At 71.9% G+C, this 25,784-nt stretch carries 22 protein-coding genes, 1 CRISPR repeat array and 1 riboswitch; of the genes, 18 read left to right on the plus strand and 4 right to left on the minus strand.

Translation table 11 applies throughout. The features are described from left to right. The first annotated feature begins 85 nt into the window (after nt 1-85). Both ACL03H_RS09030 and nadD read left to right on the plus strand, forming a co-directional pair. Nucleotides 86-1,396 carry a glutamate-5-semialdehyde dehydrogenase gene (locus ACL03H_RS09030; protein WP_459561772.1) on the plus strand — a complete coding sequence of 437 codons (1,311 nt, stop codon included), beginning with the start codon at nt 86-88 and terminating at the stop codon, nt 1,394-1,396. A 94-nt stretch (nt 1,397-1,490) separates the two neighbouring features. Next, nucleotides 1,491-2,114: a nicotinate-nucleotide adenylyltransferase gene (nadD, locus tag ACL03H_RS09035; RefSeq protein ID WP_412810673.1), complete on the plus strand. Its 624-nt coding sequence runs from the start codon at nt 1,491-1,493 to the stop codon at nt 2,112-2,114. A gap of 343 nt (nt 2,115-2,457) precedes the next feature. Beyond that, a CRISPR array of direct repeats spans nt 2,458-3,157; the repeat unit is 29 nt; unit sequence GTGCTCTCCACGCCCGTGGAGGTGGTCCG. A gap of 170 nt (nt 3,158-3,327) precedes the next feature. Here the strand turns inward: nadD and ACL03H_RS09040 are convergent. Next, complete coding sequence (locus tag ACL03H_RS09040; protein WP_412810674.1) at nt 3,328-3,822, minus strand: GNAT family N-acetyltransferase; 495 nt, start codon at nt 3,820-3,822, stop codon at nt 3,328-3,330. Nucleotides 3,823-3,994: 172 nt separating this feature from the next. Here ACL03H_RS09040 and rsfS point away from each other — a divergent pair, with 172 nt between their 5' ends. The 5 genes from rsfS to ACL03H_RS09065 all read left to right on the plus strand — a co-directional run bounded on the left by rsfS (nt 3,995) and on the right by ACL03H_RS09065 (nt 9,324). Then, nucleotides 3,995-4,387, plus strand: coding sequence for a ribosome silencing factor (rsfS, locus tag ACL03H_RS09045; protein WP_412810675.1), 393 nt, complete (start codon nt 3,995-3,997; stop codon nt 4,385-4,387). Continuing rightward, a complete protein-coding gene (locus tag ACL03H_RS09050) occupies nt 4,384-4,995 on the plus strand; it encodes a histidine phosphatase family protein (protein WP_412810676.1) in 612 nt (203 codons plus the stop codon). Before rsfS ends, ACL03H_RS09050 begins: the two co-directional genes overlap by 4 nt. Nucleotides 4,996-5,064: 69 nt before the next feature. Further along, nucleotides 5,065-5,922 carry a DegV family protein gene (locus ACL03H_RS09055; RefSeq protein ID WP_412810677.1) on the plus strand — a complete coding sequence of 286 codons (858 nt, stop codon included), beginning with the start codon at nt 5,065-5,067 and terminating at the stop codon, nt 5,920-5,922. 163 nt (nt 5,923-6,085) lie between these two features. Further along, nucleotides 6,086-6,961 carry a helix-hairpin-helix domain-containing protein gene (locus tag ACL03H_RS09060; protein WP_412810678.1) on the plus strand — a complete coding sequence of 292 codons (876 nt, stop codon included), beginning with the start codon at nt 6,086-6,088 and terminating at the stop codon, nt 6,959-6,961. Continuing rightward, nucleotides 6,958-9,324 (plus strand): ComEC/Rec2 family competence protein, encoded by a 2,367-nt coding sequence (locus ACL03H_RS09065; RefSeq protein ID WP_412810679.1) that lies wholly within the window; start codon nt 6,958-6,960, stop codon nt 9,322-9,324. The genes ACL03H_RS09060 and ACL03H_RS09065 overlap by 4 nt, the downstream gene beginning before the upstream one ends. 53 nt (nt 9,325-9,377) lie before the next feature. On the opposite strand, the gene thrC is transcribed toward ACL03H_RS09065, so the two are convergent. Then, nucleotides 9,378-10,646 carry a threonine synthase gene (thrC, locus tag ACL03H_RS09070; RefSeq protein ID WP_412810680.1) on the minus strand — a complete coding sequence of 423 codons (1,269 nt, stop codon included), beginning with the start codon at nt 10,644-10,646 and terminating at the stop codon, nt 9,378-9,380. Between the two features lie 12 nt (nt 10,647-10,658). Beyond that, a riboswitch (SAM riboswitch) is annotated at nt 10,659-10,786 on the minus strand. A gap of 108 nt (nt 10,787-10,894) precedes the next feature. Here thrC and holA point away from each other — a divergent pair. After that, nucleotides 10,895-11,878, plus strand: coding sequence for a DNA polymerase III subunit delta (holA, locus tag ACL03H_RS09075; protein ID WP_412810681.1), 984 nt, complete (start codon nt 10,895-10,897; stop codon nt 11,876-11,878). Between the two features lie 102 nt (nt 11,879-11,980). Here holA and rpsT read toward each other — a convergent pair whose 3' ends face one another. Further along, nucleotides 11,981-12,241 (minus strand): 30S ribosomal protein S20, encoded by a 261-nt coding sequence (rpsT, locus tag ACL03H_RS09080; RefSeq protein ID WP_412810682.1) that lies wholly within the window; start codon nt 12,239-12,241, stop codon nt 11,981-11,983. Nucleotides 12,242-12,458: 217 nt separating this feature from the next. Here rpsT and ACL03H_RS09085 point away from each other — a divergent pair, with 217 nt between their 5' ends. The 6 genes from ACL03H_RS09085 (at nt 12,459) to ACL03H_RS09110 (ending at nt 19,822) form a co-directional block, all read left to right on the plus strand. Next, nucleotides 12,459-13,265: a TSUP family transporter gene (locus ACL03H_RS09085; protein ID WP_412810683.1), complete on the plus strand. Its 807-nt coding sequence runs from the start codon at nt 12,459-12,461 to the stop codon at nt 13,263-13,265. 278 nt (nt 13,266-13,543) lie between these two features. Beyond that, a complete protein-coding gene (locus tag ACL03H_RS09090) occupies nt 13,544-13,747 on the plus strand; it encodes a cold-shock protein (protein ID WP_412810684.1) in 204 nt (67 codons plus the stop codon). Between the two features lie 91 nt (nt 13,748-13,838). After that, on the plus strand, nt 13,839-14,219 hold the full coding sequence (locus tag ACL03H_RS09095) for a VOC family protein (protein WP_412810685.1): 381 nt from the start codon (nt 13,839-13,841) through the stop codon (nt 14,217-14,219). 109 nt (nt 14,220-14,328) lie between these two features. Continuing rightward, on the plus strand, nt 14,329-16,182 hold the full coding sequence (lepA, locus tag ACL03H_RS09100; protein ID WP_412810686.1) for a translation elongation factor 4: 1,854 nt from the start codon (nt 14,329-14,331) through the stop codon (nt 16,180-16,182). Nucleotides 16,183-16,486: 304 nt separating this feature from the next. Beyond that, nucleotides 16,487-18,847, plus strand: a complete 2,361-nt coding sequence (locus tag ACL03H_RS09105) for an arylsulfatase (protein WP_412810687.1) — start codon at nt 16,487-16,489, stop codon at nt 18,845-18,847. 84 nt (nt 18,848-18,931) lie between these two features. Further along, nucleotides 18,932-19,822 (plus strand): LysR family transcriptional regulator, encoded by an 891-nt coding sequence (locus ACL03H_RS09110; RefSeq protein WP_412810688.1) that lies wholly within the window; start codon nt 18,932-18,934, stop codon nt 19,820-19,822. A gap of 45 nt (nt 19,823-19,867) precedes the next feature. Here ACL03H_RS09110 and ACL03H_RS09115 read toward each other — a convergent pair whose 3' ends face one another. Further along, entirely contained in the window at nt 19,868-21,328 is a 1,461-nt protein-coding gene (locus ACL03H_RS09115; RefSeq protein ID WP_412810689.1) for a helix-turn-helix domain-containing protein, read from the minus strand. Nucleotides 21,329-21,447: 119 nt separating this feature from the next. On the opposite strand from ACL03H_RS09115, the gene aceA reads away from it, so the two are divergent. The 4 genes from aceA (at nt 21,448) to ACL03H_RS09135 (ending at nt 25,729) form a co-directional block, all read left to right on the plus strand. Next, nucleotides 21,448-22,770 carry an isocitrate lyase gene (gene aceA / locus ACL03H_RS09120; protein ID WP_412810690.1) on the plus strand — a complete coding sequence of 441 codons (1,323 nt, stop codon included), beginning with the start codon at nt 21,448-21,450 and terminating at the stop codon, nt 22,768-22,770. Nucleotides 22,771-23,070: 300 nt separating this feature from the next. Beyond that, nucleotides 23,071-23,637, plus strand: coding sequence for a Uma2 family endonuclease (locus ACL03H_RS09125; RefSeq protein ID WP_412810691.1), 567 nt, complete (start codon nt 23,071-23,073; stop codon nt 23,635-23,637). A 335-nt stretch (nt 23,638-23,972) separates the two neighbouring features. After that, entirely contained in the window at nt 23,973-25,025 is a 1,053-nt protein-coding gene (locus ACL03H_RS09130; RefSeq protein WP_412810692.1) for a nitronate monooxygenase, read from the plus strand. 62 nt (nt 25,026-25,087) lie between these two features. Beyond that, a complete protein-coding gene (locus ACL03H_RS09135; protein WP_412810693.1) occupies nt 25,088-25,729 on the plus strand; it encodes an MOSC domain-containing protein in 642 nt (213 codons plus the stop codon). Nucleotides 25,730-25,784: the final 55 nt, after the last annotated feature.

Raw genomic sequence — 25,784 nt, forward strand, 5'->3', positions numbered from 1 at the left:
ACGCGCCGGAAACCACCCTGCCTGGGCCGATCGTCCGGGTAACCCGGTTGCGGTCGCCGACTACGCTGGTCGCGTGACCACGAGCATCGACGAGGCCGACCGCGACGAGGCGGCCCAGCCGGCGGCCGACGACCAGATCCGCGACCAGGTGCGCGCGGCGGCCCGCGCCGCCCGCGACGCCGCCGCCGAGCTGGCGCTGCTGCCGCGGGGGGCCAAGGACGCGGTGCTGCACGCGATGGCGGACGCGCTCGTCGCCCGCGCACCGGAGGTGCTGGCGGCCAACGAGCTCGACATCGCGCGCGCGGAGGAGAACGGCACCCCCGCCGGGCTGATCGACCGGCTGCGGTTGACCGCCGAGCGCGTCGAGGGCATCGCCGACGGGCTGCGCACGGTCGCCGGGCTGCCGGACCCGATCGGGGAGGTGGTGCGCGGCTCGGTGCTCGCGAACGGCCTGCAGCTCCAGCAGGTCCGGGTGCCGCTGGGCGTCGTCGGCATCGTTTACGAGGGTCGTCCCAACGTGACCGTGGACGCCGCCGGGCTCACCCTGAAGGCGGGCAACGCGGTGCTGCTGCGAGGTTCGTCCTCCGCGGAGCGCTCGAACACCGCCCTGGTCGCGGTGCTCGGGGACGTGCTCGCCGAGCGGGGGCTGCCCACCGCCGCGATCCAGCTGCTGCCCAGCCACGACCGCGCCTCGGTGCGGCACCTGATCACCGCGCGCGGCCTGGTCGACGTCGTCATCCCGCGCGGCGGGGCGGGCCTGATCTCCGCGGTCGTCGAGCAGGCCACGGTGCCCGCGATCGAGACCGGCGTCGGCAACTGCCACGTCTACGTGGACGCCCGGGCCGACGTCGACTCGGCGCTGCGCATCCTGCTCAACTCCAAGGCCCGTCGCCCGAGCGTCTGCAACGCGGCGGAGACCCTGCTGGTGCACCAGGACATCGCCGCGGAGTTCCTCCCCCGCGCCGTCGCCGAGCTGCGCGCCGCCGGGGTGACCGTGCACGGCGACCCGGAGGTCGTCCGGCTCGGCGGGGCCGGCGTGGTGGCCGCCGAGGAGCAGGACTGGGACCTCGAGTACGGCTCGCTCGACATCGCCGCGGCGGTCGTGGAGTCGTTGTCCGCCGCCACCGAGCACATCCGCGCGCACGGCTCCGGGCACACCGAGGCCATCGTCACCGACGACGTGCGCGCCGCGCGCTCGTTCACCGCCCGGGTCGACTCGGCCGCGGTGATGGTCAACGCCTCGACCGCGTTCACCGACGGCGGCGAGTTCGGGATGGGCGCCGAGATCGGCATCTCCACGCAGAAGCTGCACGCCCGCGGCCCGATGGGGCTGCCCGAGCTCACGTCGACGAAGTGGCTCGTGTTCGGCGAGGGGCACGTGCGCCCGGCGGGCTGAGGTCTCGGCACGGGCTCGGGCGAGGGTGTGATGGGTCACCGTGGCGGCGCTCATCGGGGCTGGTCCGGGGCTTGCTGGATTAGGCTGTGCAGCCATGTCTCGTCGGCGCCGTATCGGGGTCATGGGTGGCACCTTCGACCCGATCCACCACGGTCACCTTGTGGCGGCCAGTGAAGTCCAGGCCCAGTTCGGCCTGGAGCAAGTGATCTTCGTTCCGACGGGTCAGCCCTGGCAGAAGGGCCACGGCGCGGTCAGCCCCGCCGAGGACCGCTACCTGATGACGGTGGTGGCCACCGCGTCGAACCCGCGCTTCTCCGTCAGCCGGGTCGACGTGGACCGCAGCGGCCCCACCTACACCGCCGACACCCTCAGCGACCTGCACGAGCTCTGCCCGGACGCGGAGCTCTACTTCATCACCGGCGCCGACGCGCTGGAGCAGATCCTCTCCTGGCACCGGGTGGAGGAGCTGTTCGACCTCGCCCACTTCATCGGCGTCACGCGCCCCGGCTACTCGCTCGACGGTGCCCACCTGCCGCAGGGGTCGGTGTCGCTGGTGGAGATCCCCGCCATGGCGATCTCCTCGACCGGCTGCCGCGAGCGCGTGCAAGCGGGCCTCCCGGTCTGGTACCTCGTCCCCGACGGCATCGTCCAGTACATCGCCAAGCGCGGCCTCTACCGCCCCGACGACGCCGGACCAGCACCGGAGTGGGGGCCGTGATCATCCGGTACGACGTCGGCACACCCCGCTCGGCGCTGCCCGCCCAGCGCCGCGTCGGAGGCATGGCCGCGTCGCCGATCATCATCCACTAGTACGACTAGGCCTCTGCGGCTCCAGCGCTCGTGTGAGGAGTTTCCCTTCTTCATCAAGGGCGGCCCTAAGCCGGATGAAGGAGTCTCGGAGGCGTGTTTCGCCGTCGATGCGCACGGCCTGAAATCCGGCCGGGCGTAGTGGGTTGCCTGGCTGCGGTCACCTGGAACCACTCCATGCGTGCGCTACGGTCAGCAGGATGCCGCATCTTGAAAACGAACAAGCGCCGCTCTAAAAGCCCAGTTCGCGAAGGGTGCTCTCCACGCCCGTGGAGGTGGTCCGCCCGGCGTGCCGGATGTCGGTGGGGACCACGGGTGCTCTCCACGCCCGTGGAGGTGGTCCGTCGTCGCTGACGTGGCTGGAGTCCGGGCAGCGGTGCTCTCCACGCCCGTGGAGGTGGTCCGTGTTGGGGCAGTGGACCGACAGCGAGGACTCCGTGCTCTCCACGCCCGTGGAGGTGGTCCGCCGCAGTACGTGGACATGGGCAACGGCGAGAAGTGCTCTCCACGCCCGTGGAGGTGGTCCGGAGACATGTCCGGCATCGAGGAGATCCGCGCCGTGCTCTCCACGCCCGTGGAGGTGGTCCGGTTCGGCAGACCGTGGAGCGGTACTACAGCAAGTGCTCTCCACGCCCGTGGAGGTGGTCCGTCCCGTAGGTCGTCCAGCTTCGCGCCGGGGACGTGCTCTCCACGCCCGTGGAGGTGGTCCGCGACTGACGTTCCGGTGGCGATCCCGACCTGCGTGCTCTCCACGCCCGTGGAGGTGATCCGATCCGGGCGCGGATCCCGTGGTTGGAGAATCCGTGCTCTCCACGCCCGTGGAGGTGATCCGCACGAGGCAGCGTCCGGGCACGACGACCTGGTGTGCTCTCCGCGCCCGTGGAGGTGATCCGTTCAGCGGCGAACGATCATGCGACCGCTCGAGGTGCTCTCCGCGCCCGTGGAGGTGATCCGCCGGGTGGAGGTGCTCCTTAGCAGGTGAACGACGGCAGGCGCCGTCATGCATTCAGGCAGTTCAGGGGTCGTACTCGCCGGAATCTGCCTGGCCGGCGCTGGTCCACTTCATCACCAAGCGCGGCCTCTGCCGCCCCGACGACGCCGGACCAGCACCGGAGCGGGGGCCGTCAGGTCAGGTCTAGGGCGAGCAGCACGTCGTCGACGTAAGCGCCGTCCACGAGGAACTCCTCGTGCAGGACCCCCTCGACCTGGTAGCCCAGCCGTTCGTAGAGCCGCTGCGCCCGGGCGTTGCTGCTGAGCACCCGCATGGTGATGCGGCGCGAGCCGCGGGCGAGGGCCTCCGCCCGCGCGGCGCGCAGCAGGGCGGTGCCCGCACCGCGTCCCTGGTGCTCCGGTGCGACCGACAACCCGTAGACCCGGTCGACGTGCCCGGAGACCGTCACCAGCCGGGGCTCGGCCGCGGCGGTGGGCACCAGCTTGATGAAACCCACCGGCACGTCCCCGGTGAGGGCCACGAGCACGTGCTCCGGGTGGACCGGCGCGCGGAAGACGTCCTGGTCGGCTCGGGGGCGGGGCAGGATCGAGGACTCCCGGGACCACGCCGCGTTCGCGATGCGCGCCAGATCCGGGCCGTCCTCGCGCCGCGCCCTCCGCACTCGCACGTCGCCTCCTCGGTCCAGGTCGATCTTCCTTCGAGTCTCCGGCCGACGGCAACCGGTTTCCCGCGCGGTGGCGAACGGTCGTCGGTGGCCCCCCGGCGGGCGCGGGTCGGCTGGTGGCGCTGGCTATCCTGGGGCGCGCGGGCGAAATCCATGCCCGCCTGAGAGGAGTGACGTGGCAGCCACTGAGGAAGCCCGCAGGCTGGCCCAGGTCGCGGCGCAGGCCGCGGCGGACAAGAAGGCGAACGACCTCGTGCTGCTCGATGTCTCCGAGCAGCTGGTGATCACCGATTGCTTCGTGATCGCCTCGGCGCCGAACGAGCGCCAGGTCGACGCGATCGTCGAGAGCATCGAGGAGAAGATGCGCGCGGCGGGCACCAAGCCGGTGCGCCGCGAAGGCGCCCGGGAGGGCCGCTGGGTGCTGCTCGACTTCGTCGACGTCGTGGTGCACGTGCAGCACACCGAGGAGCGCGCCGAGTACGAGCTGGAGCGGTTGTGGAAGGACTGCCCGCGGCTGGAGTTCGTGGACAACGCCCTCCCCGCCGAGGAGCAGGACGGCACCGAGTGAGCTTGGACCGCCTCGTGCTGTGGCGGCACGGCGAGACGGACTACAACGCCGCCGGACGCATCCAGGGGCATCTCGACACCTCCCTGACCGCCACCGGCCTCTCCCAGGCGCAGCGCGCTGCCCCCGCGATCGCGGCGTTCGCCCCGGAGACCGCCGTGGGCTCCGACCTGCGCCGGGCCACGGCGACCGCGGCCGCGTTCACCGAGGTGTCGGGGATGCCGGTGCGCCAGGACAAGCGGCTGCGCGAGACCCACCTCGGGGAGTGGCAGGGACTCAGCGGGGCCGAGGTCGAGCACGGTTGGCCAGGGGCGATGGCTATCTGGCGGGGGGACGCGACCTGGTCCCCGCCCGGCGGAGAGTCCCGGGTCGAGGTGGCGGAGCGGGCGTTCGAGGTGGTCGAGGAGCTGGACTCCGCGCACCTGAAGAGCGCGCTGCTCTGCGCGCACGGCGGTCTGATCACCGGGCTGACGGCCCGGCTGCTGGAGCTGCCGGTGGAGCTGTGGCCGGGTCTGGGCGGGATCTCGAACTGCCACTGGGTCGTGCTGACCCGGCGATCCGGATCGGAGCGCTGGCGCCTGACCACCTACAACGGTGGCATACCCGCGTGAAGCCGCACCCCGTTCAAGATCAATTCGCTGGGACGGGGCGTTCGGGATCGGGCGGTTAGGGTTGCGCGCGTGTCCGTAGCCGTCGTCACCGATTCGACCGCGTACCTCCCGCCGGGGTTCGCGCAGCGGCACTCGCTCCGGATCGTGCCCCTGCACGTCAGCGTGCAGGACGAGCATCCGGTGGCGGAGGACCAGTTCGACTCCGGACGGCTGCTCGCGGCCTGGGAGCGCAAGCAGCGCGTGACCACTTCCGGTGCGGGAGCGGGCGAGTTCGCGGCCGCGTACCGGGAGGCGTTCGCCGCCGGTGCGGACGGCGTGGTCTCGGTGCACCTGTCCCGCCGGTTGTCGGGGACCTGGGACGCGGCCCGGCTAGCGGCGCGCGACGTCGACCCGGACCGGATCCGCGTCGTCGACTCGCGGTCCGCCGCGATGGGTCTCGGGTTCGCGGCCCTGGGCGCGGCGGAGAGCGCGCGGGCGGGAGCGGGTCTCTCGGCGGTGGAGAGCACGGCCGCGCTGATCGCGCAGCGCACGCGGACGCTGTTCTCCGTGCAGACCCTGGAGCACCTGCGCCGCGGCGGGCGCATCGGCGCGGCTGCCGCCGTGCTGGGCACGGCCCTGGCGATCAAGCCGCTGCTGCACGTCCACGAGGGCCGGGTGGAGCTGCTGGAGAAGGTGCGCACCACGGCCCGCGCGCACGCCCGGCTGCTCGATCTCGCCGGCCGCGCGGCGGCGAGCGGCCCCGTGTCGGTCGCCGTGCACCACCTCGCCGCTCCGGAGCGGGCGGCGCGGCTGGCCGACCAGCTGCGGGCCGTCTCGGGCGTGCTGGACTGCGTCGTGTCCGAGGTGGGGCCCGTGGTCGGCGCGCACATCGGGCCCGGAGCGCTGGGTGCCGTGGTGCTGCCGGGCGACTGGCGCCAGTCCGGGTGACATCCGAGCTTCATCCGTGAGATGCGAATTCACCCGAGATCGGATGAATTGTTTCACCATTCCGGCGTGAATTAGCTCGAAGTTGTCCACAGGTCCTCGGTTCATCCACAGATCTTGGAATCGGGTCTGGGCGCATCGGTTGGTTGCCCATAGCGTCGAGGGCATGACCACTCCGCTCCACCAGGCCGGGAACACCGCGGATCATTTCGAGCAGGATCCGGATCCGCGTTCCCGGCTGCTCGCGCTCAAGCAGCGGGCAGACCGCGAATCCAGTTCCCGGGAAAGGGAGTTCACCAGGAATTCCGGAGCCGCGCCGCCCGATTCGGAAATCGCGCACGCCTCCCGGGCCGGCCCCGATTCCGGCCGCCACTGCGCGCCGGAGAGCGCAGTGTCGCGGCTGCTGCGCCGCTGGTTGCCCGAATCCGTGCTCCGCGCCAGGGTCGATCCCGGCCGCGCGGGGCGGCTAGGTCTGGCGCTGGCGGCGGTGCTCGCCCTGCTCGTCGTCGTGCTCACCGTCTGGGTGGATCGCCCGGTCGCGGAACCGGCTCCGGTGCCACCGCTGCCGGTGGCGGAGGCCTCGCCCGCTCCGGCTCCGCCCGCGCCACCGCCCGACCTGGTGATCAGCGTCGTCGGCGAGGTGACCCGGCCCGGTCTGGTCGAGGTCCCGCCCGGCTCCCGCGTGGCGGACGCGCTGGCGGCGGCGGGCGGACCGCGGACCCCGGACACCGACATCACCGCGCTCAACCTCGCTCGCAGGCTCGCCGACGGTGAGCAGCTCTACGTCGCGGTCCCGGTGCCCCCGGGCGCGGCGGCAGGACCGGCACCGTCGGGACCCGGCGCCACCCCGGGCAAGGTCGATCTCAACACCGCCACGGAGGAGCAGCTCGATGCGCTACCCGGAGTGGGAGCGGTCACGGCCGAGCGGATCGTGCAGTGGCGCGCCCAGCACGGCCGGTTCGGCTCCGTCGACCAGCTGCAGGACGTCGAGGGCATCGGCGAGAAGCGCATGGCACGGCTCCGCGACCTGGTCGGGGTGTGAGAGCGGCGGATCTCGGGCGCGCGGAGCCGCACGACCTGAGGCTGGTGCCCGCGGCCCTCGCCACCTGGGCGGTGACGTTGGCGGGGCTCCTGGGCGGGTCGGTCACGGCGACCGCGATCGCCTGCGGGGCGGCGGTGCTGCTGGCGCCGGTGCTGGCGGCGCGCCGTCGGCCGTGGCGCGACGGATTGGTGGCGGTGCTGATCGTCGCGGGGCTGGCCTCGACCGGAGTGGCGCTGCGGACGCACGCGATCTCCGAGCACCCGCTCCGGATCGCCGCGCAGCACGGCGAGCGGGTGGAGGTGCGCGCGGAGCTCGCGGAGCCGCCGCGTCCGCTGCAGGGCGCCTCCTACGGTGCTCGCCGGGCGCAGGACCGGTCCCTGGTGCGCGTCCGGCTGAGCTCGATCGAGATCGGCGATCGGCGCACGCGGGTCGGCGGCCGGGCGCTGATGCTGGTGCCCACCGACTCGTGGCGGACGTTGATCGCGGGACAACGGGTGGTGGCGAGCGGGCGGGCGGTGCCCCCGCGGGGCGGCGAGCTGCTGGCCGCCGCGATCCAGGTGAACCGTCCGCCGGGGCGGGTCCTCCCGGCGCCCGGCTGGCAGCGCGTCGCGGAAGACCTCCGGGAAGGCCTGCGCACGATCTCCCGGACCGCGCTGGGTCCGGCGGCCGCGGGGTTGCTGCCGGGTCTGGTGGTCGGCGACACCGGGCGGCTGCCGCCGGAGGTGGTGCAGCAGTTCGACACCGCTGGCCTCACGCACCTGATGGCGGTGTCGGGGGCGAATCTCGCGATCGTCTGCGGGGCGGTGCTGCTGCTCCTGCGGCTGGTCGGCGCGGGGCCGGTGCTCTCGGCGGCGGGCGCGGGCGCGGCGATGCTCGGCTTCGTGGTGCTGGCCGGGCCGGAGCCGAGCGTGCTGCGAGCCGCCGTGATGGGTGCGATCGCGCTGCTCGCCCTGGCGCTGGGGCGGGAGCGATCGGTGCTGCCCGCCTTGTCGGCGGCCGTGATCGGCCTGCTGCTGCTGGCACCGGGCCTGGCCACCACGATCGGCTTCGCGCTCTCGGTGGCGGCGACCGCCGGGCTGGTCCTGCTCGCGCCGGGGTGGGCGCGGGCGCTGCACTCCCGCGGCGTCCCGGTGGGGGTCGCGGAGGCGCTCGCGGTGCCCGCCGCGGCGCATCTGGTGACCGCTCCGCTGGTGGCCGCGATCTCCGGGCAGGTCAGCATCGTCGCGGTGCTGGCGAACCTGCTCAGCGGGCCCCTGGTCGCCCCGGCGACCGTGCTCGGCGTGGCGGCGACCGTGCTCGCCCCGGTCTCGGTGCCGCTGGCGACGGCCCTGGTGTGGTTGGCGGGACCGGAGCTGGAGTGGGTGCTGGCGGTGGCGCGGCACGCGGCGGCGGTACCGGGCGCGGCCGTCGACTGGCCCTCGGGCGTGCCCGGCGGGATCGCGCTGGCGGTCCTGTCGGTGACCGCGTTGGTCGTGCTGCGCGGCCGCCTCGCCCGGCTCCTGCTGGCGTGCCTGGTGCTGGTCGTGGTGGTCGTGGTGATCCCGATCCGGCAGCAGATCGCGCCCTGGCCGGTGCCGGGCTGGTCGGTGGTGGCCTGCGACGTCGGGCAGGGCGACGGCCTGGTGCTGGCGACCGGCCGGGAGCGGGAGGCGGTGGTGGTCGACGCGGGCCCGGATCCGGTGCTGATGGCGGATTGCCTGCGCAGGCTGCGGATTCGCAGCGTGCCGCTGGTGCTGCTGACCCACTTGCACGCCGACCACGTCACCGGCCTGCCCGCCGTGCTCTCCGGCAGGCGGGTCGGCGCGATCGCCGTCGGACCGCTGGACCAGCCCGCCTGGGCGGCGCGGGAGGTGCGCGACACCGCCCGCGCGCACGGTGCGCCAGTGCTGCGGCTGAGCGCGGGACAGCGCCTCCGCTGGCCCGGACTGGTGCTCGACGTGCTCGGGCCGCGCGGGCGGCTGGCTCGCAGCACCTCGGCCGAGGACGCCAACGATGCGTCGCTGGTGGTCAAGGCGACCACTCCGGCGGGTCGGGTGCTGCTGACCGGAGACGTGGAGCTGCCGGGGCAGGGAGCGCTGCTCGCGGCCGGAGCCGACCTGCGGGCGGAGGTGCTCAAGGTGCCGCACCACGGCTCCCGCTACACCACGCCCGAACTGCTCGCCGCGGTGCGCCCGAAGCTGGCGGTGATCAGCGTCGGTGCGGGCAACGACTACGGCCACCCGAGCCGGCTGATCCTGAGCGCGCTCATCCGGGCGGGCGCGCGGGTCCAGCGGACCGATCTCGGCGGGGACATCGCGATCGTGCCCGCGGAGCGGGGCAGCGAGGCCGTGGCGCGCGGAGATCCCGTGCGTCCGGACGACTGAGCCGCTGGCTCACGCACCGGGGGCCGCGACGCGGCGCGGCCCCCGGTGGGCGATCACAGGCCGAGGGCCGCGTTCACGGCCTCGGTGCTGGGGGAGACGGTGGCCTTCGGGCCCACCTGGTCCTGCACCGCGTCCAGGGTCTTGAGCCCGTCACCGGTGATCAGCAGCACCGTCTCCTGGTCCGGGTCGATCTTGCCGGCCTCGATGAGCTTCTTCGCCGTCGCGACGGTCACCCCGCCCGCGGTCTCGGCGAAGATGCCCTCGGTGCGGGCCAGCAGCCGGATGCCCTGGACGACCTCCTCGTCGGAGACGTCTTCGATGGCACCCCCGGTCCGGCGCACCGCGTCGAGCACGTACGGGCCGTCGGCGGGCGCGCCGATGGCCAGCGAGCGGGCGATGGTGTCCGGGCGAACCGGCTGCACCACGTCGTGCTCGCTCTTGAACGCGCTGGCGACGGGGGAGCAGCCGGTGGCCTGCGCACCGAAGATCCGGTACGGGCTCTGCTCGACCAGACCGGTCTGCCCGAGCTCGCGGAAGCCCTTGTCCACCTTGGTCAGCTGCGAGCCGGAGGCGATGGGGACGACGATCTGCTCGGGGAGCCGCCAGCCGAGCTGCTCGGCGACCTCGAAGCCGAGGGTCTTGGAACCCTCCGAGTAGTAGGGGCGCACGTTGACGTTGACGAACGCCCAGTCCTCGTGCTCGGCGGCGAGCTCGGTGGCCAGCCGGTTCACGTCGTCGTAGTTGCCGTCGACGGCGAGCAGCGAGCCGTCGTAGACCGCGCTCATCAGGATCTTCGCCCGCTCCAGGTTGGACGGGACGAGCACCACCGAGTCCCAGCCGGCGCGCGCGGCGGCGGCGGCCACCGCGTTCGCGAGGTTGCCGGTGGAGGGGCAGGCCAGCACCTTGAAGCCGAACTCGCGGGCGGCCGCCAGGGCCACCGCGACCACGCGGTCCTTGAAGGAGTGCGTGGGGTTGCCGGTGTCGTCCTTGATCCAGATCCGCTTGACGCCGAGCGCCTTCGCGAGGTTGTCGGCGCGCACCAGCCGGGTACAGCCGGGCTCGGTGTTCGGGTGCTCCTCGACGTTCGTCGGCACGGGCAGCAACCGCTTGTACCGCCAGATCGAGCGCGGCCCCGCCTCGATGTCCTCGCGGCGGATGCGCCCGAAGTCGTAGGCGACCTCCAGCGGCGAGAAGTCCTCCAGCGAGACGAACTCGGGAGCGAGGGGCTGGCGGTGGCCCTCCTCCTTCGACACCAGCTCGACGGCGGGGCCGAGGTCGTAGGTCTTGCCGGTGGGGTTCGGGGCGTGGGCGGCAGCGGTCATCGCGAGGTCCTTTCCTCATCTGTCCCGCGGGCGGGTCGGAGTTGGCACCAATTTCTTCGACTGCCTCGCGGATGCCGCGAAAGGTCGAGATGGTTGCCGGGGCTTCATCGGGCCGTTCCCTCTGCCCCTCTGGATGAGCGTGTTCGGTTGTGGCTGCAACGCTACGGGAGGGCCTCGACTCCTGGCCAGCGCGGTCCCGGCGCCCGGGAACGGAAGGTGGTGTCAGCGGGTCGTGGGACGATGCCCCCATGAGTTCGCCGTCGGTGGTCCTCGATCCGCTGCACCTGATCCTCGGGGACGAGGAACTGCTGGTGGAGCGCGCCTTGTGGGAGGCGGTGGGTGCCGCCCGCGCGGCCGACCCCGAAACCGAGCTGCGCCGCATCAAGGTGAGTGAACTCACCCCGCCGGAACTCGACGAACTGCTCAGCCCCTCGCTCTTCGCGGAGGGTCGAGTGGTGGCCCTGGACGCCGCGCAGGACGCGGGCAAGGAGATCGCCGAAGCGATCCTCGCGCACGCGAAGCGGCCTTCGGAGGGCGTGGTGCTCGTGATCGTGCACACCGGTGGCGGACGCAGCAAGAACGCCAAGGAGCTGCCGGGCGCGCTGCGCAAGCTCAACGCCCGCGTGACCGAGTGCAACAAGATCACCAAGGGGCCCCAGCGGGAGGCCTTCGTCAAGGACGAGGTGCGGCGCGCGGGCGGGCGCATCGACCCCGCCGGGGTGAACGCTCTGATCGAGTCGGTCGGGTTCGACCTGCGCGAGCTGTCGTCGGCGGCGTCGCAGCTGGTCGCCGATGCCGGCGGCCGGATCGACGAGGCCGAGGTGCGGCGCTACCACCGCGGCAGGGCCGAGGTCACCGGGTTCGCCGTCGCCGAGAAGGCGGTCACCGGCGACCGAGCGGGGGCGTTGGAGGCGCTGCGCTGGGCGTTGCAGCTCGGCGTGGCCCACGTGCTCATCGCTGACGCGCTGGCGGACTCGGTGCGCACCATCGGCCGGGTCGCGGCCCACGGCCGGGGCGACCCGTTCCGGCTCGCGGGGGACCTCGGGATGCCCGCGTGGAAGGTGAAGAAGGCCCAGGCGCAGGCCCGGGGCTGGAGCAGCGGCACGGTCGCGGAAGCGCTGCGCGTGGTTGCCGTGCTCAACGCCGAGGTCAAGGGCATGGCCGCCGACGCCGATCACGCGCTGGAACGCACCGTGCTGCGTCTGACCGAGCTGCACGGGTCGCGGAACTGACCCGGCGACCGGCCCCGGGCGCACGAGAACGGGGCCCGCTCCCCGGAGGGAACGGACCCCGTTGTGGCTCGCGTCGGCCGGGTGAACCCGGCCTGGTGCGGCTCAGAGCTCGTTGGCGACCTTGGCCAGCGCCGACTTCTTGTTGGCGGCCTGGTTGGCGTGGATGACGCCCTTGCCGGCGGCCTTGTCCAGCGTGCGCGCGGCGGCGCGCTGCAGCTCCATGGCCTTGTCCTTGTCGCCGGCGGCAGCGGCCTCGCGGAACTTGCGGATGGCGGTCTTGATCGAGGACTTGACCGACTTGTTGCGCAGGCGGTTGCGCTCGTTGGTCTTGATCCGCTTCATCTGGGACTTGATGTTGGCCACTGCTGGCGCCTCTTCCTTCGATCGGATGGTCGTGCCGCGCTCAATCGGCGCTGCCCCACCGGATCCGGTGGCACGCAGCTTTCCTCCCTGGCGGAACGCCGCACGGCACGGTCGACGATCCTAGCAACGCGGCGCCCGGCCTCCCGCGTCGGTCCTGCCTGCGAGGCGGCTCACACGCGGGCTCCCGCCGCTGCTCCGCGGCTTAGGCTTGCGCTTCGTGTTCACCGCATTGGGTTGGCCCGGGTTCGCCGAGCTGTCGCTGGCCGGGGTGTTGTTCCTGTGCTGCGCGGCCTTCCTCGCGGGCGCGGTGGACGCGATCGTCGGCGGTGGCGGACTGATCCAGCTGCCCGCCATGCTGCTGCTGGTCCCCGGTGGCGACCTGATCTACTCGCTGGGCACGAACAAGCTGGCCGCGGTCGCGGGCACCGCTGCCGCGGCGCGGACCTACGCCAAGCGCACGCCCGTGCCGTGGCGCAGCGCGCTGCCGATGGCGGCGGTGGCGTTCCTCGGGGCGCTGGGCGGTGCGATGTTCGCCGCGTCGTTGCCCGAGAGCGTGCTCACCTACGTGGTGCTGCTGGCCCTGGTCGCCGTCGGGATCTACACCTGGCGCAGGCCCGACCTCGGTTCGGTGGCGGCCCCGCGCTTCGGCCCGGTCCAGCAGACCTGGGTGATGGTCGCGGGCGGGGCCGTGATCGGTTTCTACGACGGCATCGCGGGCCCGGGGACCGGATCCTTCCTGGTGTTCCTGCTCGTCGGGCTGGTGGGCTTCGCCTTCGTCGGGGCCTCCGCCACGGCGAAGGTCGTCAACGTGGCCACGAACCTCGGCGCGCTGCTGTTCTTCATCGCCGCCGGCAAGATCCTCTGGGGATTGGCGCTGGTCATGGCCGTCAGCAACGCGAGCGGCAGCGTGCTGGGCGCGGTGCTGGCCTCCAGTCGCGGGTCGGTGTTCGTGCGGAAGGTCTTCCTCACCGTCGTGGTGGCCCTGGTGGCGAGCCTCGGGTGGAAGCTCGCCACCGGGCTCTGACCGGAGTCGACGGGGCGGTGCGGGAAGCGCGTGCGCTGCGGGGGGACGCACCGCGGCCGCCGCGGTTGAGATCGAGAACACCGGCGGGTCGAGGGAATGATCTGGCCGTCGGTGTGGTTGTATGAGTCGGCCGATTTTTGTGTTCGTGTTCGACACGCTCGCGAAAGTTGCGGGCGCGACTCTGTCCTGAGCGCAAGCTGGAGAGTTCGCCGTCTGGACTAGGCCCCGGTGCTCGCGCGGTGCGACGCCGGTTACTCATCAGCTGTGAGGAGACAGAGATGGCACAGGGCACTGTGAAGTGGTTCAACTCGGAGAAGGGCTTCGGCTTCATCTCCCCCGACGGTGGCGGCCCGGACGTCTTCGTCCACTACTCGGCCATCGACGGCAACGGCTTCCGCACCCTGGAAGAGAACCAGGCCGTGACCTTCGAGATCACCCAGGGCCAGAAGGGCCCGCAGGCCAGCGGCGTGCGCCTGGTCTGATCCTGGTGATCAGCGCGTCGGGCCCCGCACCCTCGTGGTGCGGGGCCCGACGTCGTTTCGGCCTCGGCGCGGCCCGGGTACAACGGAACTCGTGGAGGTCCTCAACAGCCGCGTGATCGTCCGGCCGCTCGACCCCGAGCGCTCCTTGCGCTTCTACCGCGACGTGCTCGGGCTCGCGATCGCCCGCGAGTTCCCCGGCGGCACCGTGTTCTTCCTCGGGCAGGGCTTCCTCGAGCTGTCCGGCCGGGGGGAGCACGGTCCCAGCCCGGATCAGGCGTTGTGGCTGCAGGTGCGCGACGTGCGCGCGGAGTTCGACCGCCTCCGGGAGTTCGGCGTGCCCGCCGAGTCCGAGCCGACTCGTCGCCCGTGGGGGCTCGACGAGGCCTGGATCGCGGATCCGGACGGCTTGCGCATCGCGCTCGTCGAGATCCCGGAGGGCCACCCGATCCGCTTCGACCAGCGTCCCCGCTGAGCCCGGCGGGCCCGCCCCCGGAGTTGGGCACTGGGCGCGGGTCGCCACGTGGGACGATGTGGGCTGAACGCGCGCCCCGCGAGGACCCCGAGATCCCAAGGAACACCGAGTGAGCAGCTTCGCCGACAACACCTTCACGGACCCGGAGCGCATCCGGAACTTCTGCATCATCGCGCACATCGACCACGGCAAGTCGACGCTGGCCGACCGGATGCTGCAGCTCACCGGGGTGTTGGGGGAGCGGGCCTACCGGGCGCAGTACCTGGACCGGATGGACATCGAACGGGAACGCGGCATCACGATCAAGGCGCAGAACGTTCGCCTGCCGTGGACCAAGGACGGTGTCGACCACGTGCTGCACATGATCGACACCCCCGGTCACGTGGACTTCACCTACGAGGTGAGCCGTTCGCTGGCGGCCTGCGAGGGCGCGATCCTGCTCGTCGACGCGGCGCAGGGCATCGAGGCGCAGACGCTGGCGAACCTGTACCTGGCGATGGAGCACGACCTCCAGATCATCCCGGTGCTCAACAAGATCGACCTGCCTGCCGCCGAGCCGGAGAAGTACGCCGCCGAGCTCGCGCACATCATCGGGTGCGAGCCCTCTGACGTGCTGAAGGTGTCGGCGAAGACGGGGGAGGGCGTCGGCGCGGTCCTCGACGAAGTCGTGCGTCAGATCCCGGCGCCGCAGGGCGAGCACGACTCCCCGCCGCGCGCGATGATCTTCGACTCGGTCTACGACACCTACCGCGGCGTGGTGACCTACATCCGCGTGGTCGACGGCAAGATCACCCCGCGCCAGCGCATCCGCATGATGTCCACCGGTGCCACGCACGAACTGCTCGAAGTCGGGATCATCTCCCCGGAGCCGAAGGTCTCCGTCGGGCTCGGCGTTGGCGAGGTCGGCTACCTGATCACCGGGGTGAAGGACGTCCGCCAGTCCAAGGTCGGGGACACGGTGACCGCCGAGCGCAAGGGCGCGCAGCAGGCGTTGGGCGGCTACCGCGAACCCAAGCCGATGGTCTACTCCGGCCTGTACCCGGTCGACGGTTCGGACTACCCGGTCCTGCGCGAGGCGCTGGACAAGCTGCAGCTCAACGACGCGGCGCTCACCTACGAGCCGGAGACCTCCGGCGCGCTGGGCTTCGGCTTCCGCTGCGGGTTCCTCGGCCTGCTGCACCTGGAGATCACCCGGGACAGGCTGGAACGCGAGTTCGGCCTGAACCTGATCTCGACGGCGCCGAACGTCGTGTACCAGGTGAAGCTGGAGGAGGGCGAGGAGCTGGAGGTCACGAACCCCTCGGACTGGCCGGAGTCGAAGATCGGCGAGATCCACGAGCCGATCGCGAAGTGCACCGTGATCGCCCCGTCCGAGTTCGTCGGCACGATCATGGAGCTGTGCCAGAGCAGGCGCGGTCGGCTCGAAGGCATGGACTACCTCTCGGAGAGCCGGGTGGAGCTCCGCTACACCCTGCCGCTCGCCGAGATCGTGTTCGACTTCTTCGACCACCTCAAGTCCCGCACCCGCGGCTACGCCTCGATGGACTACGAGGAGTCCGGCACCCAGAGCTCGCAGCTGGTGAAGGTGGACATCCTGCTGCAGGGCGAGCCGGTCGACGCCTTCAGCGCGATCGTGCACAAGGACTCGGCTTACGCCTACGGCACGAAGATGACCTCGAAGTTGCGCGAGCTGATTCCGCGCCAGCAGTTCGAGGTGCCGATCCAGGCGGCGATCGGGTCGCGGATCATCGCCCGCGAGACGATCCGCGCCATCCGCAAGGACGTGCTCGCCAAGTGCTACGGCGGTGACATCAGCCGGAAGCGCAAGCTGCTGGAGAAGCAGAAGGAGGGCAAGAAGCGGATGAAGACCATCGGTCGGGTCGAGGTCCCGCAGGAGGCCTTCGTCGCCGCGCTGTCCACCGACGACTCGGGCAAGGACGACAAGTCCAAGTCGAAGAAGTGACCCCGGAGCGTGCGGTGCCCACCATCGGGCGCCGCACGCCCTGATCGGGCCGCCATAGCCGTCGCCTATGGCGTGCATCGTGAACCGGTCTGGCCGTGCGCCCGGGCGGTCCCGACCAGGTCGGCTCCCCGCCCGATGTGCTGCGCGCCGCACCGCCGGGCCCCCTCCGGAGCGCGCGAAACCTCGTTCGCGGCAGTTCGCCGATTAGCATTCGGTCTGCACCGCGGAGCCGCGGAAATCGTTGCGCCAGTTGCGGTTTTCCCCTCCCGTGCCCGTTTCAAACGCAGCGCTCAGGAGGTAGCACATGGGAGCATCCGATGTATCGCGTGAACACCTGCCGATTCCGGACGCCCCGCCCCCTTCCGCCACCTCGCTCGACGCCAGGGATCAGGACCCGGCCTTCGTCCCGGCGCCGCCGCTGACTCCTCCGGCCGGTGCGCCGAACGTGGTGCTCGTGCTCATCGACGACATGGGCTTCGGTGCTTCCAGCTCGTTCGGCGGCCCGTGCCGGATGCCCGCCGCCGAGCGGCTCGCCGACGGCGGGCTGCGCTACTCCCGCTTCCACGTCACCGCGATCTGCTCCCCGACGCGGCAGGCCCTGCTGACCGGGCGCAACCACCACTCGGTCGGCATGGGCGTCACCACCGAGATGTCCAGCGCGGCGCCCGGCTACTGCGGCATCCGACCGCGCAGCGCCGCCACCCTCGGGCAGGTCCTCAGCGGCAACGGCTACAACACGGCCGCGTTCGGCAAATGGCACCAGACCCCGGCGCGGGACGTCAGCCCGGCCGGGCCCTTCGACCGCTGGCCGACCGGCGAGGGGTTCGAGAAGTTCTACGGCTTCCTGTGCGCGGAGATGAACCACTGGTACCCGGTGCTCTTCGACGGCACGAACCCGGTCGAGCCGGACCGGAAGCCGGAGGACGGCTACCACCTCTCCGAGGACCTGGTGGACCAGGCGATCGACTGGGTGCGGACCAGGCACACCTTGAAGCCGGAGACGCCGTTCTTCACCTACCTGCCGTTCGGTGCCACGCACGCGCCCTACCACGTGCCGCAGGAGTACCGGGACAGGTACCGCGGGGCGTTCGACCACGGCTGGGACCGGCAGCGCGAGATCACCCTGGAGCGCCAGAAGGAGCTCGGCGTGGTCCCGCAGGACGCGGAGCTGGCGCCGTGGGCCGAAGGCGTGCCGCACTGGGACGAGCTCTCGGAGGAGGAGCAGCGCGCCGCCGCGTCGCTGATGGAGCTCTACGCGGGCTTCGCCGAGCACACCGATGACCAGGTGGGGCGTTTCGTCGACGCGCTGGACGAACTCGGCGAGCTCGACAACACGATCTTCATCTACATCCTCGGGGACAACGGTGCGTCCGCCGAGGGCGGCTTGGGCGGCACGCTCAACGAGCACCGCTTCGCGACCGGGATCCCCGACACCGCCGAGTTCATCAACGCCAACCGGGACGCCCTCGGCGACGCCACCACCCACGCGCACTACCCGGTCGGCTGGGCGCTGGCGATGAACACCCCGTACCAGTGGACCAAGCAGGTCGCCTCGCACCTCGGCGGTACCCGGGACGGGATGATCGTGCACTGGCCGCGCGGGATCGAGGAGCGCGGTGCGATCCGCGACCAGTGGCACCACGTGATCGACGTGATGCCGACGATCCTGGAGGCAGCCGGCATCCCGCATCCGAACTCGGTGCAGGGCGTGTCGCAGCAGCCGATCGAGGGCACCAGCATGCTCTACAGCTTCAACGACGCCCAGGCGCCCGACCGGCACCGCGTGCAGTACTTCGAGATGGTCGGCAACCGCGGGATCTACCACGACGGGTGGATGGCGGTGACCCGGCACGGGACGCCGTGGGAGATGGTGCAGGACGGCACCCGCCGGTCCTTCGACGACGACCGCTGGGAGCTCTACGACACCAACGTGGACTGGACCCAGGCCCGCGACATCGCCGCCGAGCACCCGGGCAAGCTGCGCGAACTGCAGCAGCTGTTCCTGGTGGAGGCGGCCAAGCACCAGGTGTTCCCGCTGGACGACAGGATGACGGAGCGGGAGAACCCGAAGGAGGCCGGTCGGCTCGACCTGTTCGGCGACCGCCGGACGATCACCTTCCACGCCGGGGCGAAGCGGCTCACCGAGGAGACCGCGCCGAACGTGAAGAACCGCTCGCACGTGATCACCGCACTGGTCGAGGTGCCCGAGGGCGGGGCCGGCGGCGTGGTCGTGGCCCAGGGCGGGCGCTTCGGAGGCTGGTCGCTGTACTTCCACGAGGGGCGGCCCAGCTACGCCTACAACTACTTCGGCATCGAGATCTACAAGATCACCGGAGAGCGGCTGGCGGCCGGTGAGCACGAGGTGCGGCTCGATTTCGGCTACGACGGTGGCGGGGTCGGCAAGGGCGGCGAGGCGCGGCTGATCGTCGACGGCGCCGAGGTCACCTCGGGCCGGATCGAGGCGACGATCCCGTACTACTTCGCCTTCGACGAAACCTTCGACGTGGGTGTGGACCGGGCGTCCCCGGTGGTGGACGACTACGCGCCGGTGGACAACGCCTTCACCGGTCGGTTGCGGTCGGTCCGCTTCGACCTGGGCGACGACCTGGCCAGCGATCTGGAGTCCGATGCGGGGCGGGAGCGCTTCCGCGCAGCGCACGACTGATCCGCTGCCCGGTCCGGCGGACGTTCGCCGGACCGGGCACACCGCCCGCGGCGATTACGGTGGCCCGGACGGGAAGGAGGCGGTGTGGAGCGTCGAGAGGTCGAGTACTTCCTCGCCATCGCCGAGCAGGGCAGCTTCACCGGCGCGGCCAAGGCGCTGCGCGTCGCGCAACCGTCGCTGTCCGCCGCGATCGGGCAGTTGGAGAACCGCCTGGGTGGCAAGCTGTTCCACCGGCTTCCGCACGGCGTGCGCCTGACCCCGGCGGGGGAGGCGCTGCTCGAACCCGCACGCCAAGTGGTGCGGGACCTGAGCACCGCGCGGGACTCGGTGCGACAGGTGCTCGGCCTGACCGCGGGCCGGCTGGACATCGTGGCCCAGACGACGCTCGCGGTGGACCCGTTGGCCAGGCTGATCGGTGACTTCCTCCGGCACCACCCGCAGGTCGACGTCCGGGTGGTCGACCAGGAGCTGGGCAGGACCGCGACCGGTAGCGTCCGGACCGGTGAGTGCGAGCTCGGCGTGGTCGACGCCAGCACCGATCCGGAGGGCATGGACGGCGTCCTGCTCGCCGGACGGCAGATCTACGCCGTGCTGCCTCCCGGCGAGCACGCCCAGAAGCGGATCGGGTTGTCCGAACTGGCCGCCCGGGATTTCGTCGCCACTCCGGAGGGCACGGCGACCCGCGCGGTCATCGAGGACGTGGTGGCCGCCAGAGGGCTCCGGCCGAAGGTGTCGGTGGAGACAGCGCACCTGGCGATGGTCGTCCCGCTGGTGCTGGCCGGCGCGGGCGTCACCCTGTTGCCGGAATCGATGGCGGTGGGCGCGTCCCGGGAGGGTGCGACGGTCCTCCCGCTGCGCCCGAAGGTGGTGCGTGCCAGCCGGTTGCTCTGGCGTCCCGGCCCGCTCTCACCCGCCGCCACCCGCTTCATCGAACTCGTCTCGAAGACGGCCGTGCCACCGCGGCACCGCCGGTGAACGCGGTTCCCGAAGCGACTCCGGGAACCCGGCTCACTCCGGGGCTCAGTGGGATTCCAGGAAGGCGTACACGTCCGCCTCGTCCACCCCGGGGAAGGTGCCCGACGGCAGCGCGGAGAGCACGTGCGAGTGCGCCCGGGCCGACGGCCAGACCATTCCCTGCCACCGGTTCGACAGCTCCGTCGGTGGTCGCTGGCAGCACTCTCCGTTCGGGCAGCGGGACTTCGAGTGGTTCGTCGTCTCGCGCCCCCGGAACCAGCGGGATTCCGCGTAGGGGACGCCGAGCGTGATGGCGAAGTCCCGGCCGCGGTTGGGATCGACGTGCGCGACGCACCAGTGGGTCGCTCCCGGTTTGTCCGTGTACTGGTAGTGCGTCGAGTACCGATCCGGTGAGGCGAACACCATCCTCCCGGCCCAGTGCCGGCACATTCGCTGCCCCTCGATGGCGCCCGCCGGGTCGGTGGGGAAGACCAGGCCGTCGTTCTCGTAGGCCTTGTAGATGATCCCGGTCTCGTCGTTGCGGACGAAGTGGCACACCAGGTCCAGGTACTCCGTGGCGAGGTTGGTGAACCGGTGCGCGGCCATCTCGTAGGAGACGGAGAACACGTCGCGGAGGTCCTCGACGGCCAGATCGCGTTCTGCCTTCGCCTGCTGCAGGTAGCTGACCGCGGCCTGCTCGGGCATGAGCACGGCAGCCGCGAAGTAGTTCGCCTCGACCCGCTGGCGCAGGAAGTCCGCGAAGTCCCGGGGCTGGTCGTGGCCCAGGGTCAGGTGGCCGAGCGTCTGGAGCAGGATGGTCCGGGGGCTGTGCATGCCCAGCGACTCCCGCCGCAGGAAGATCCGGCTGTTGCGCAGGTCGGTGATCGAGCGCACCGATCGCGGCAGATCGGTGACGAACCGCAGCCCGTAGCCCATGTGCGTGGCGATGGACTGGATGACGCCCTCGGACAGCGCTCCGCCGTGATAACCGACCCGTTCGAGGATGCCGGAGGCGGCCTTCTCGATCTCCGGGAAGTAGTTGCCGTGCTCGCGCATCATCCGGCGCAGCTCGGCGTTCGCCTTGCGCGCCTCCTCCGGAGTGGCGACCTGCTTGGTCTCGCGCCGCTTCAGCTCCTGGTAGAGGGCGAGGACGTGCTCCAGCGCCTCGGTGGGAACCCGCTTGCCCACCTTGAGCGGGGGCACGTCGAGCCGCTGGTACAGCGGGTCGAGCTGCGCCTGCTCGACGGCGATCTCCAGCTCCGCGCGGCGGTTCGGCGGCTTCTTCGACAGCAGCTCGTCCACCGAGCTGCCCAGCGCCTCGGCCAGGGCGCGCAGCAGCGAGAGCTTCGGCTCGCGGTGTCCGTTCTCCAGCAAGGAGAGCTGGGAGGGGGCGCGCCCCACCTTCTCGCCGAGCTCCACCAGGGTGAGCCCGGCGGCGCGGCGGAGGTGGCGCAACCGCTGACCGAAGACCAGGAGGTCTTGGTCGTTGGAAAAATTGCGGTCTTCTTCGGTGGCGAACTCGGGCATGGCGTTGATGCTAGCAGAAAAAACGACGAAGTTTCCCTTGATTTTTCTCGGAACTGGCTGGTTCCGGAGCAACACTGGGTTCAGCAACGCCGCACCGAACAGCCCGAGAGGGGAAGACCATGAGCCTCCAGCCCGGAACCCGCCAGCAGGCGATCAAGGCCGCCGAGGAGCTCCAGCGCGAGTGGGACACCGACCCGCGCTGGAAGGGCGTCGAGCGCACCCACACCGCCGCGGACGTCGTCCGGCTGCGGGGCTCCGTGCAGGAAGAGCACACGCTGGCCCGCCACGGCGCCGAGAACCTGTGGAAGCTGCTCCAGGAGAACGACTACATCAACTCGCTGGGCGCGCTGACCGGCAACCAGGCGGTCCAGCAGGTCCGCGCGGGTCTCAAGGCGATCTACCTGTCCGGCTGGCAGGTCGCCGCGGACGCCAACCTGGCGGGTGAGACCTACCCGGACCAGAGCCTCTACCCGGCGAACTCGGTCCCGCAGGTGGTCCGCCGGATCAACAACGCCCTCAAGCGCGCCGACCAGATCAGCTGGTCCGAGGCGCTGGACCCGGAGGCCGCGGAGACCGAGTCGGAGCCGACGAACTGGCTGGCGCCGATCGTCGCCGACGCCGAGGCCGGATTCGGCGGCGTGCTCAACGCCTACGAGCTGATGAAGAGCATGATCCAGGCCGGTGCGGCCGGCGTGCACTGGGAGGACCAGCTCGCCTCCGAGAAGAAGTGCGGTCACCTGGGCGGCAAGGTGCTCATCCCCACCGGCCAGCACGTCAAGACCCTCAACGCCGCGCGCCTGGCCGCCGACGTCGCGGGAGTGCCCTCGCTGGTCGTCGCCCGCACCGACGCGCAGGCGGCCACGCTGCTGACCAGCGACATCGACGAGCGCGACCAGAGGTTCGTCACCGGTGAGCGGACCTCCGAGGGCTTCTACAAGGTCACCAACGGCATCGAGCCCTGCATCGCCCGCGGCCTCGCCTACGCGCCGCACGCGGACCTGATCTGGATGGAGACCTCGAAGCCGGACCTGGAGGTCGCCAAGCGGTTCGCCGAGGCGATCAAGGCCGAGCACCCCGATCAGATGCTCGCCTACAACTGCTCGCCGTCGTTCAACTGGCGCAAGAACCTGGACGACAGCACCATCGCCAAGTTCCAGCGCGAGCTCGGCCACATGGGCTACAAGTTCCAGTTCATCACGCTTGCCGGCTTCCACGCGCTGAACTACAGCATGTTCGACCTGGCCAAGGGCTACGCCGCGGACGGCATGACCTCCTACGTCGACCTGCAGGAGCGCGAGTTCGCCGCCGAGGAGCGGGGCTACACCGCGACGCGCCACCAGCGCGAGGCGGGCACCGGCTACTTCGACCTGATCAGCACGGCGGTGAGCCCGGACTCGTCGACCACGGCGCTGGCCGGTTCGACGGAGACCGCGCAGTTCTGACCCGAGCTGGTCCGGTGCCGAGCACCGGACCCGGCGGGGTGGCCCCGGTAGCCCGGGGCGCCTCGCGACCCGGCGGAGACGCGCTCCCCTTCGGAGCGCTCCCCGGAAACGCACCAGCGGCCCTGTGGCGGGGTGTGCACGATCGCGGTGGTGCGGGTGGGCGGGAATCCCCTGATGGGGGTTCCCGCCCACTTCTTCGTCACACCTTCCGGTGAGAGGTGCATCAGGACGGCCTCGTCGGTCCTCTTCATCGCAGAACGGTTCCGCGGCGGTGCGGGACACGAGCGGAAGGGGACGACGATGATGCGCATCGAGGCGGGGACGGGACGGCCGTTCCACACCCAGGACCTGGCGGGCTGGCCGGACGACGGCCGCCGGTACGAGCTGATCGACGGTGAGCTGATGGTGAGCCCGGTGCCGGGCTGGCCGCACCAGGCCGCGGTGGTGGAGCTGGCCTCGCAGCTGCACATCGCCTGCACCTCGGAGTACCGCGTGCTTCCGGCGCCGTTCGCGGTGCGGCCGGACCCCTTCACCGAGCTGAAGCCGGACCTCCTGGTCGCGCGGCACGACGACCTCACGCTGCGGGATCTGCCCGCCGCGCCGGTGCTCGCGGTCGAGGTGGTCTCGGCGGGCAGCAGGCTCAAGGACACGACGTTGAAGAAGGCCGTCTACGCGCGGCTGGGCGTGCGGTTCTTCTGGCTGGTCGATCCGGACCTGGAGGAACCGGGGATCGCGGCCTGGGAACTGGTCGGCGGGTCCGGGTACCAGCGCGTCGCCCGGGTGCGCGACGACGAGGTGTTCGAGGTCGATCGCCCGTTCCCGGTCAAGCTCACCCCGGCGGACCTCGTGGCGGGGCTGCGGCCGTGAGAGGGGCCCCGGTCCGGGCAGGCGATGGCCGGTCCGGGGATCCCGTCCGGCCCTCGTGATCCGGTGCCGCGCCGGGCTTCCGGCCGGAGCGGTGGGGCGTTCGGGATTGGCGGGCCCGTGGAGCGCGGTTCGCGGCCGGGTGCCTGCCACCTGATGTCGGGTCCCCCGGCGTGCCCGGGTCTCGTGACGCGGGTCTTCGGAGGTGGGCCGGGCGGCGGGTCCCGGGGGAACTCGGCCTGAGGGGGAAGCCGCCGGGTGCGGTCCTCGCCGCGAGGCCGTCTGCGGGGAAGGGGCGCTCCTCGCGGGCGCGGGTGGCCGGAACTAGGGTCGGAGGCATGATCGAGCAGCGGAGTGCTCCGGTGATCGCGGCTCCGATGGCGGGTGGGGTCTCCACCCCCGAGCTGGTCGCGGCCGTGGGTGGTGCGGGCGGATTCGGCTTCCTCGCGGCGGGTTATCTCGCCGAGGACGACCTGACCGGGCAGATCCGGCGGGTCCGGGAGCTCAGCGCGGAGCCCTTCGGGGTGAACCTCTTCGTCCCGGGACCGAGGTGCGAGGACGATCTCGCCGACTACCGGGCGCGGGTGGAGGCCGAGGCCGCGCGTCACGGCGTGCAGGCCGGTTCCGGCCACTGGGACGACGACCACTACCAGGCGAAGGTCGAGCTGGTGATCGCCGAGCGGGTACCGGTGGTGTCGTTCACCTTCGGCTGCCCGGAACCGTCCACGGTGGGCCGGTTGCACGAGGCCGGGATCGAGGTGGTCTGCACGGTCACCACGCCCGAGGAGGCGCGGCGGGCGGCGGCGGCCGGGGCGGACCTGCTGTCCGTGCAGGGCTCCGAAGCGGGCGGGCACCGGGCGGTGTTCGAGGACGACGAGGAGTCCGCGGCCGGTGGCGAGCTGTTCGGCGTGCTCGGCGCGCTGCGCGTGATCGCCGGGGCGGTGGACCTCCCGCTGATCGCGGCGGGCGGCATCGTCTCCGGTGCGGATCTGGCCGCGGTGCTGGCGGCCGGGGCGGTGGCCGGGCAGCTCGGCACGGCCTTCCTGCGCTCGGACGAGGCGGGCACCGCGCCGACCCAGCGCGCGGAACTCGCGGCGGGCACCCGGGACACCGCGATCACGCGGGCGTTCAGCGGGCGCCCGGCGCGGGGCCTGGTGAACCGCTTCCTGCGCGAGCACGGCCCGCACGCCCCCGCCGCGTACCCGCAGCTGCACCACCTCACGAAACCGGTGCGGGGTGCGGCGGGCCGCGCCGGCGATCCCGAGGCGATGTCGCTGTGGGCCGGACAGACCTACGCGCAGGCGACGAGCGGCCCGGCCGCCGAGGTGGTCCGGTCGGTCGTCGAGCAGGCCCGCGCGGCGCTCGCCGCCGCCCGCGATCGGCTGGGGTGAGCTCGCCCCGTGCTCGCGGACCGGGCGCGGTGCCCGGGCGGCGGCGTACGTAGATTGGCCCCGTGAGCCAGGTGGAGTCGGTGAACGTCGCGGTGCTGCGCAGCGGTGCGTGGACCGGCCGGATGGGCAGTTCGGGGATCGACAAGCGACCGGTGCCGGGCAAGGTCCTGTTCACCGAGAGCGGCGTGCGGGGCGATCAGGTGATCGACCGCGAGCACCACGGTGCCTGGTACCAGGCGGCCTACGCCTTCGACGTCGAGGACCTGCGGTTCTGGTCGGCGGAGCTGGGCAAGGACCTGGTGCCGGGCAACGCGGGGGAGAACCTGAGCCTGGCCGGGTGTGACTCCAGCGCCGCGCTGGTCGGCGCGCGCTGGCGCGTCGGTGGCGCGGTGCTGCGGGTGACGGGACCGCGCACTCCGTGCCGGGTGTTCGCCGGGTTCTGGGACGTCCGCGGTCTGGTGAAGCGGTTCGCCGCGGTCGGCCGCCCCGGTGCCTACTTCGCGGTGGAGCAGCCGGGGGAGATCGCGGCGGGTGACCGGGTGGAGGTGCTGAGCGAGCCCGGGCACTCGGTGACGGTCGCGGACGTGCTCGCGCTGGGCATGGGGGATCGGGACCGTCGCGAGCACGTCGCCGGGGCCGCTGACGACCTCCCCGAGAAGTGGCGGGTCTCGCTCGGGCTCGCCGAGCGGGACGTGACGCGCTGACCACCCGCCCGTGAGCCGTTGCGCGTTCAGGTGTTCGACACCGCGACGACGCGCT

This window comes from Saccharopolyspora antibiotica, from assembly GCF_047200635.1.
Classification (GTDB): domain Bacteria; phylum Actinomycetota; class Actinomycetes; order Mycobacteriales; family Pseudonocardiaceae; genus Saccharopolyspora_C.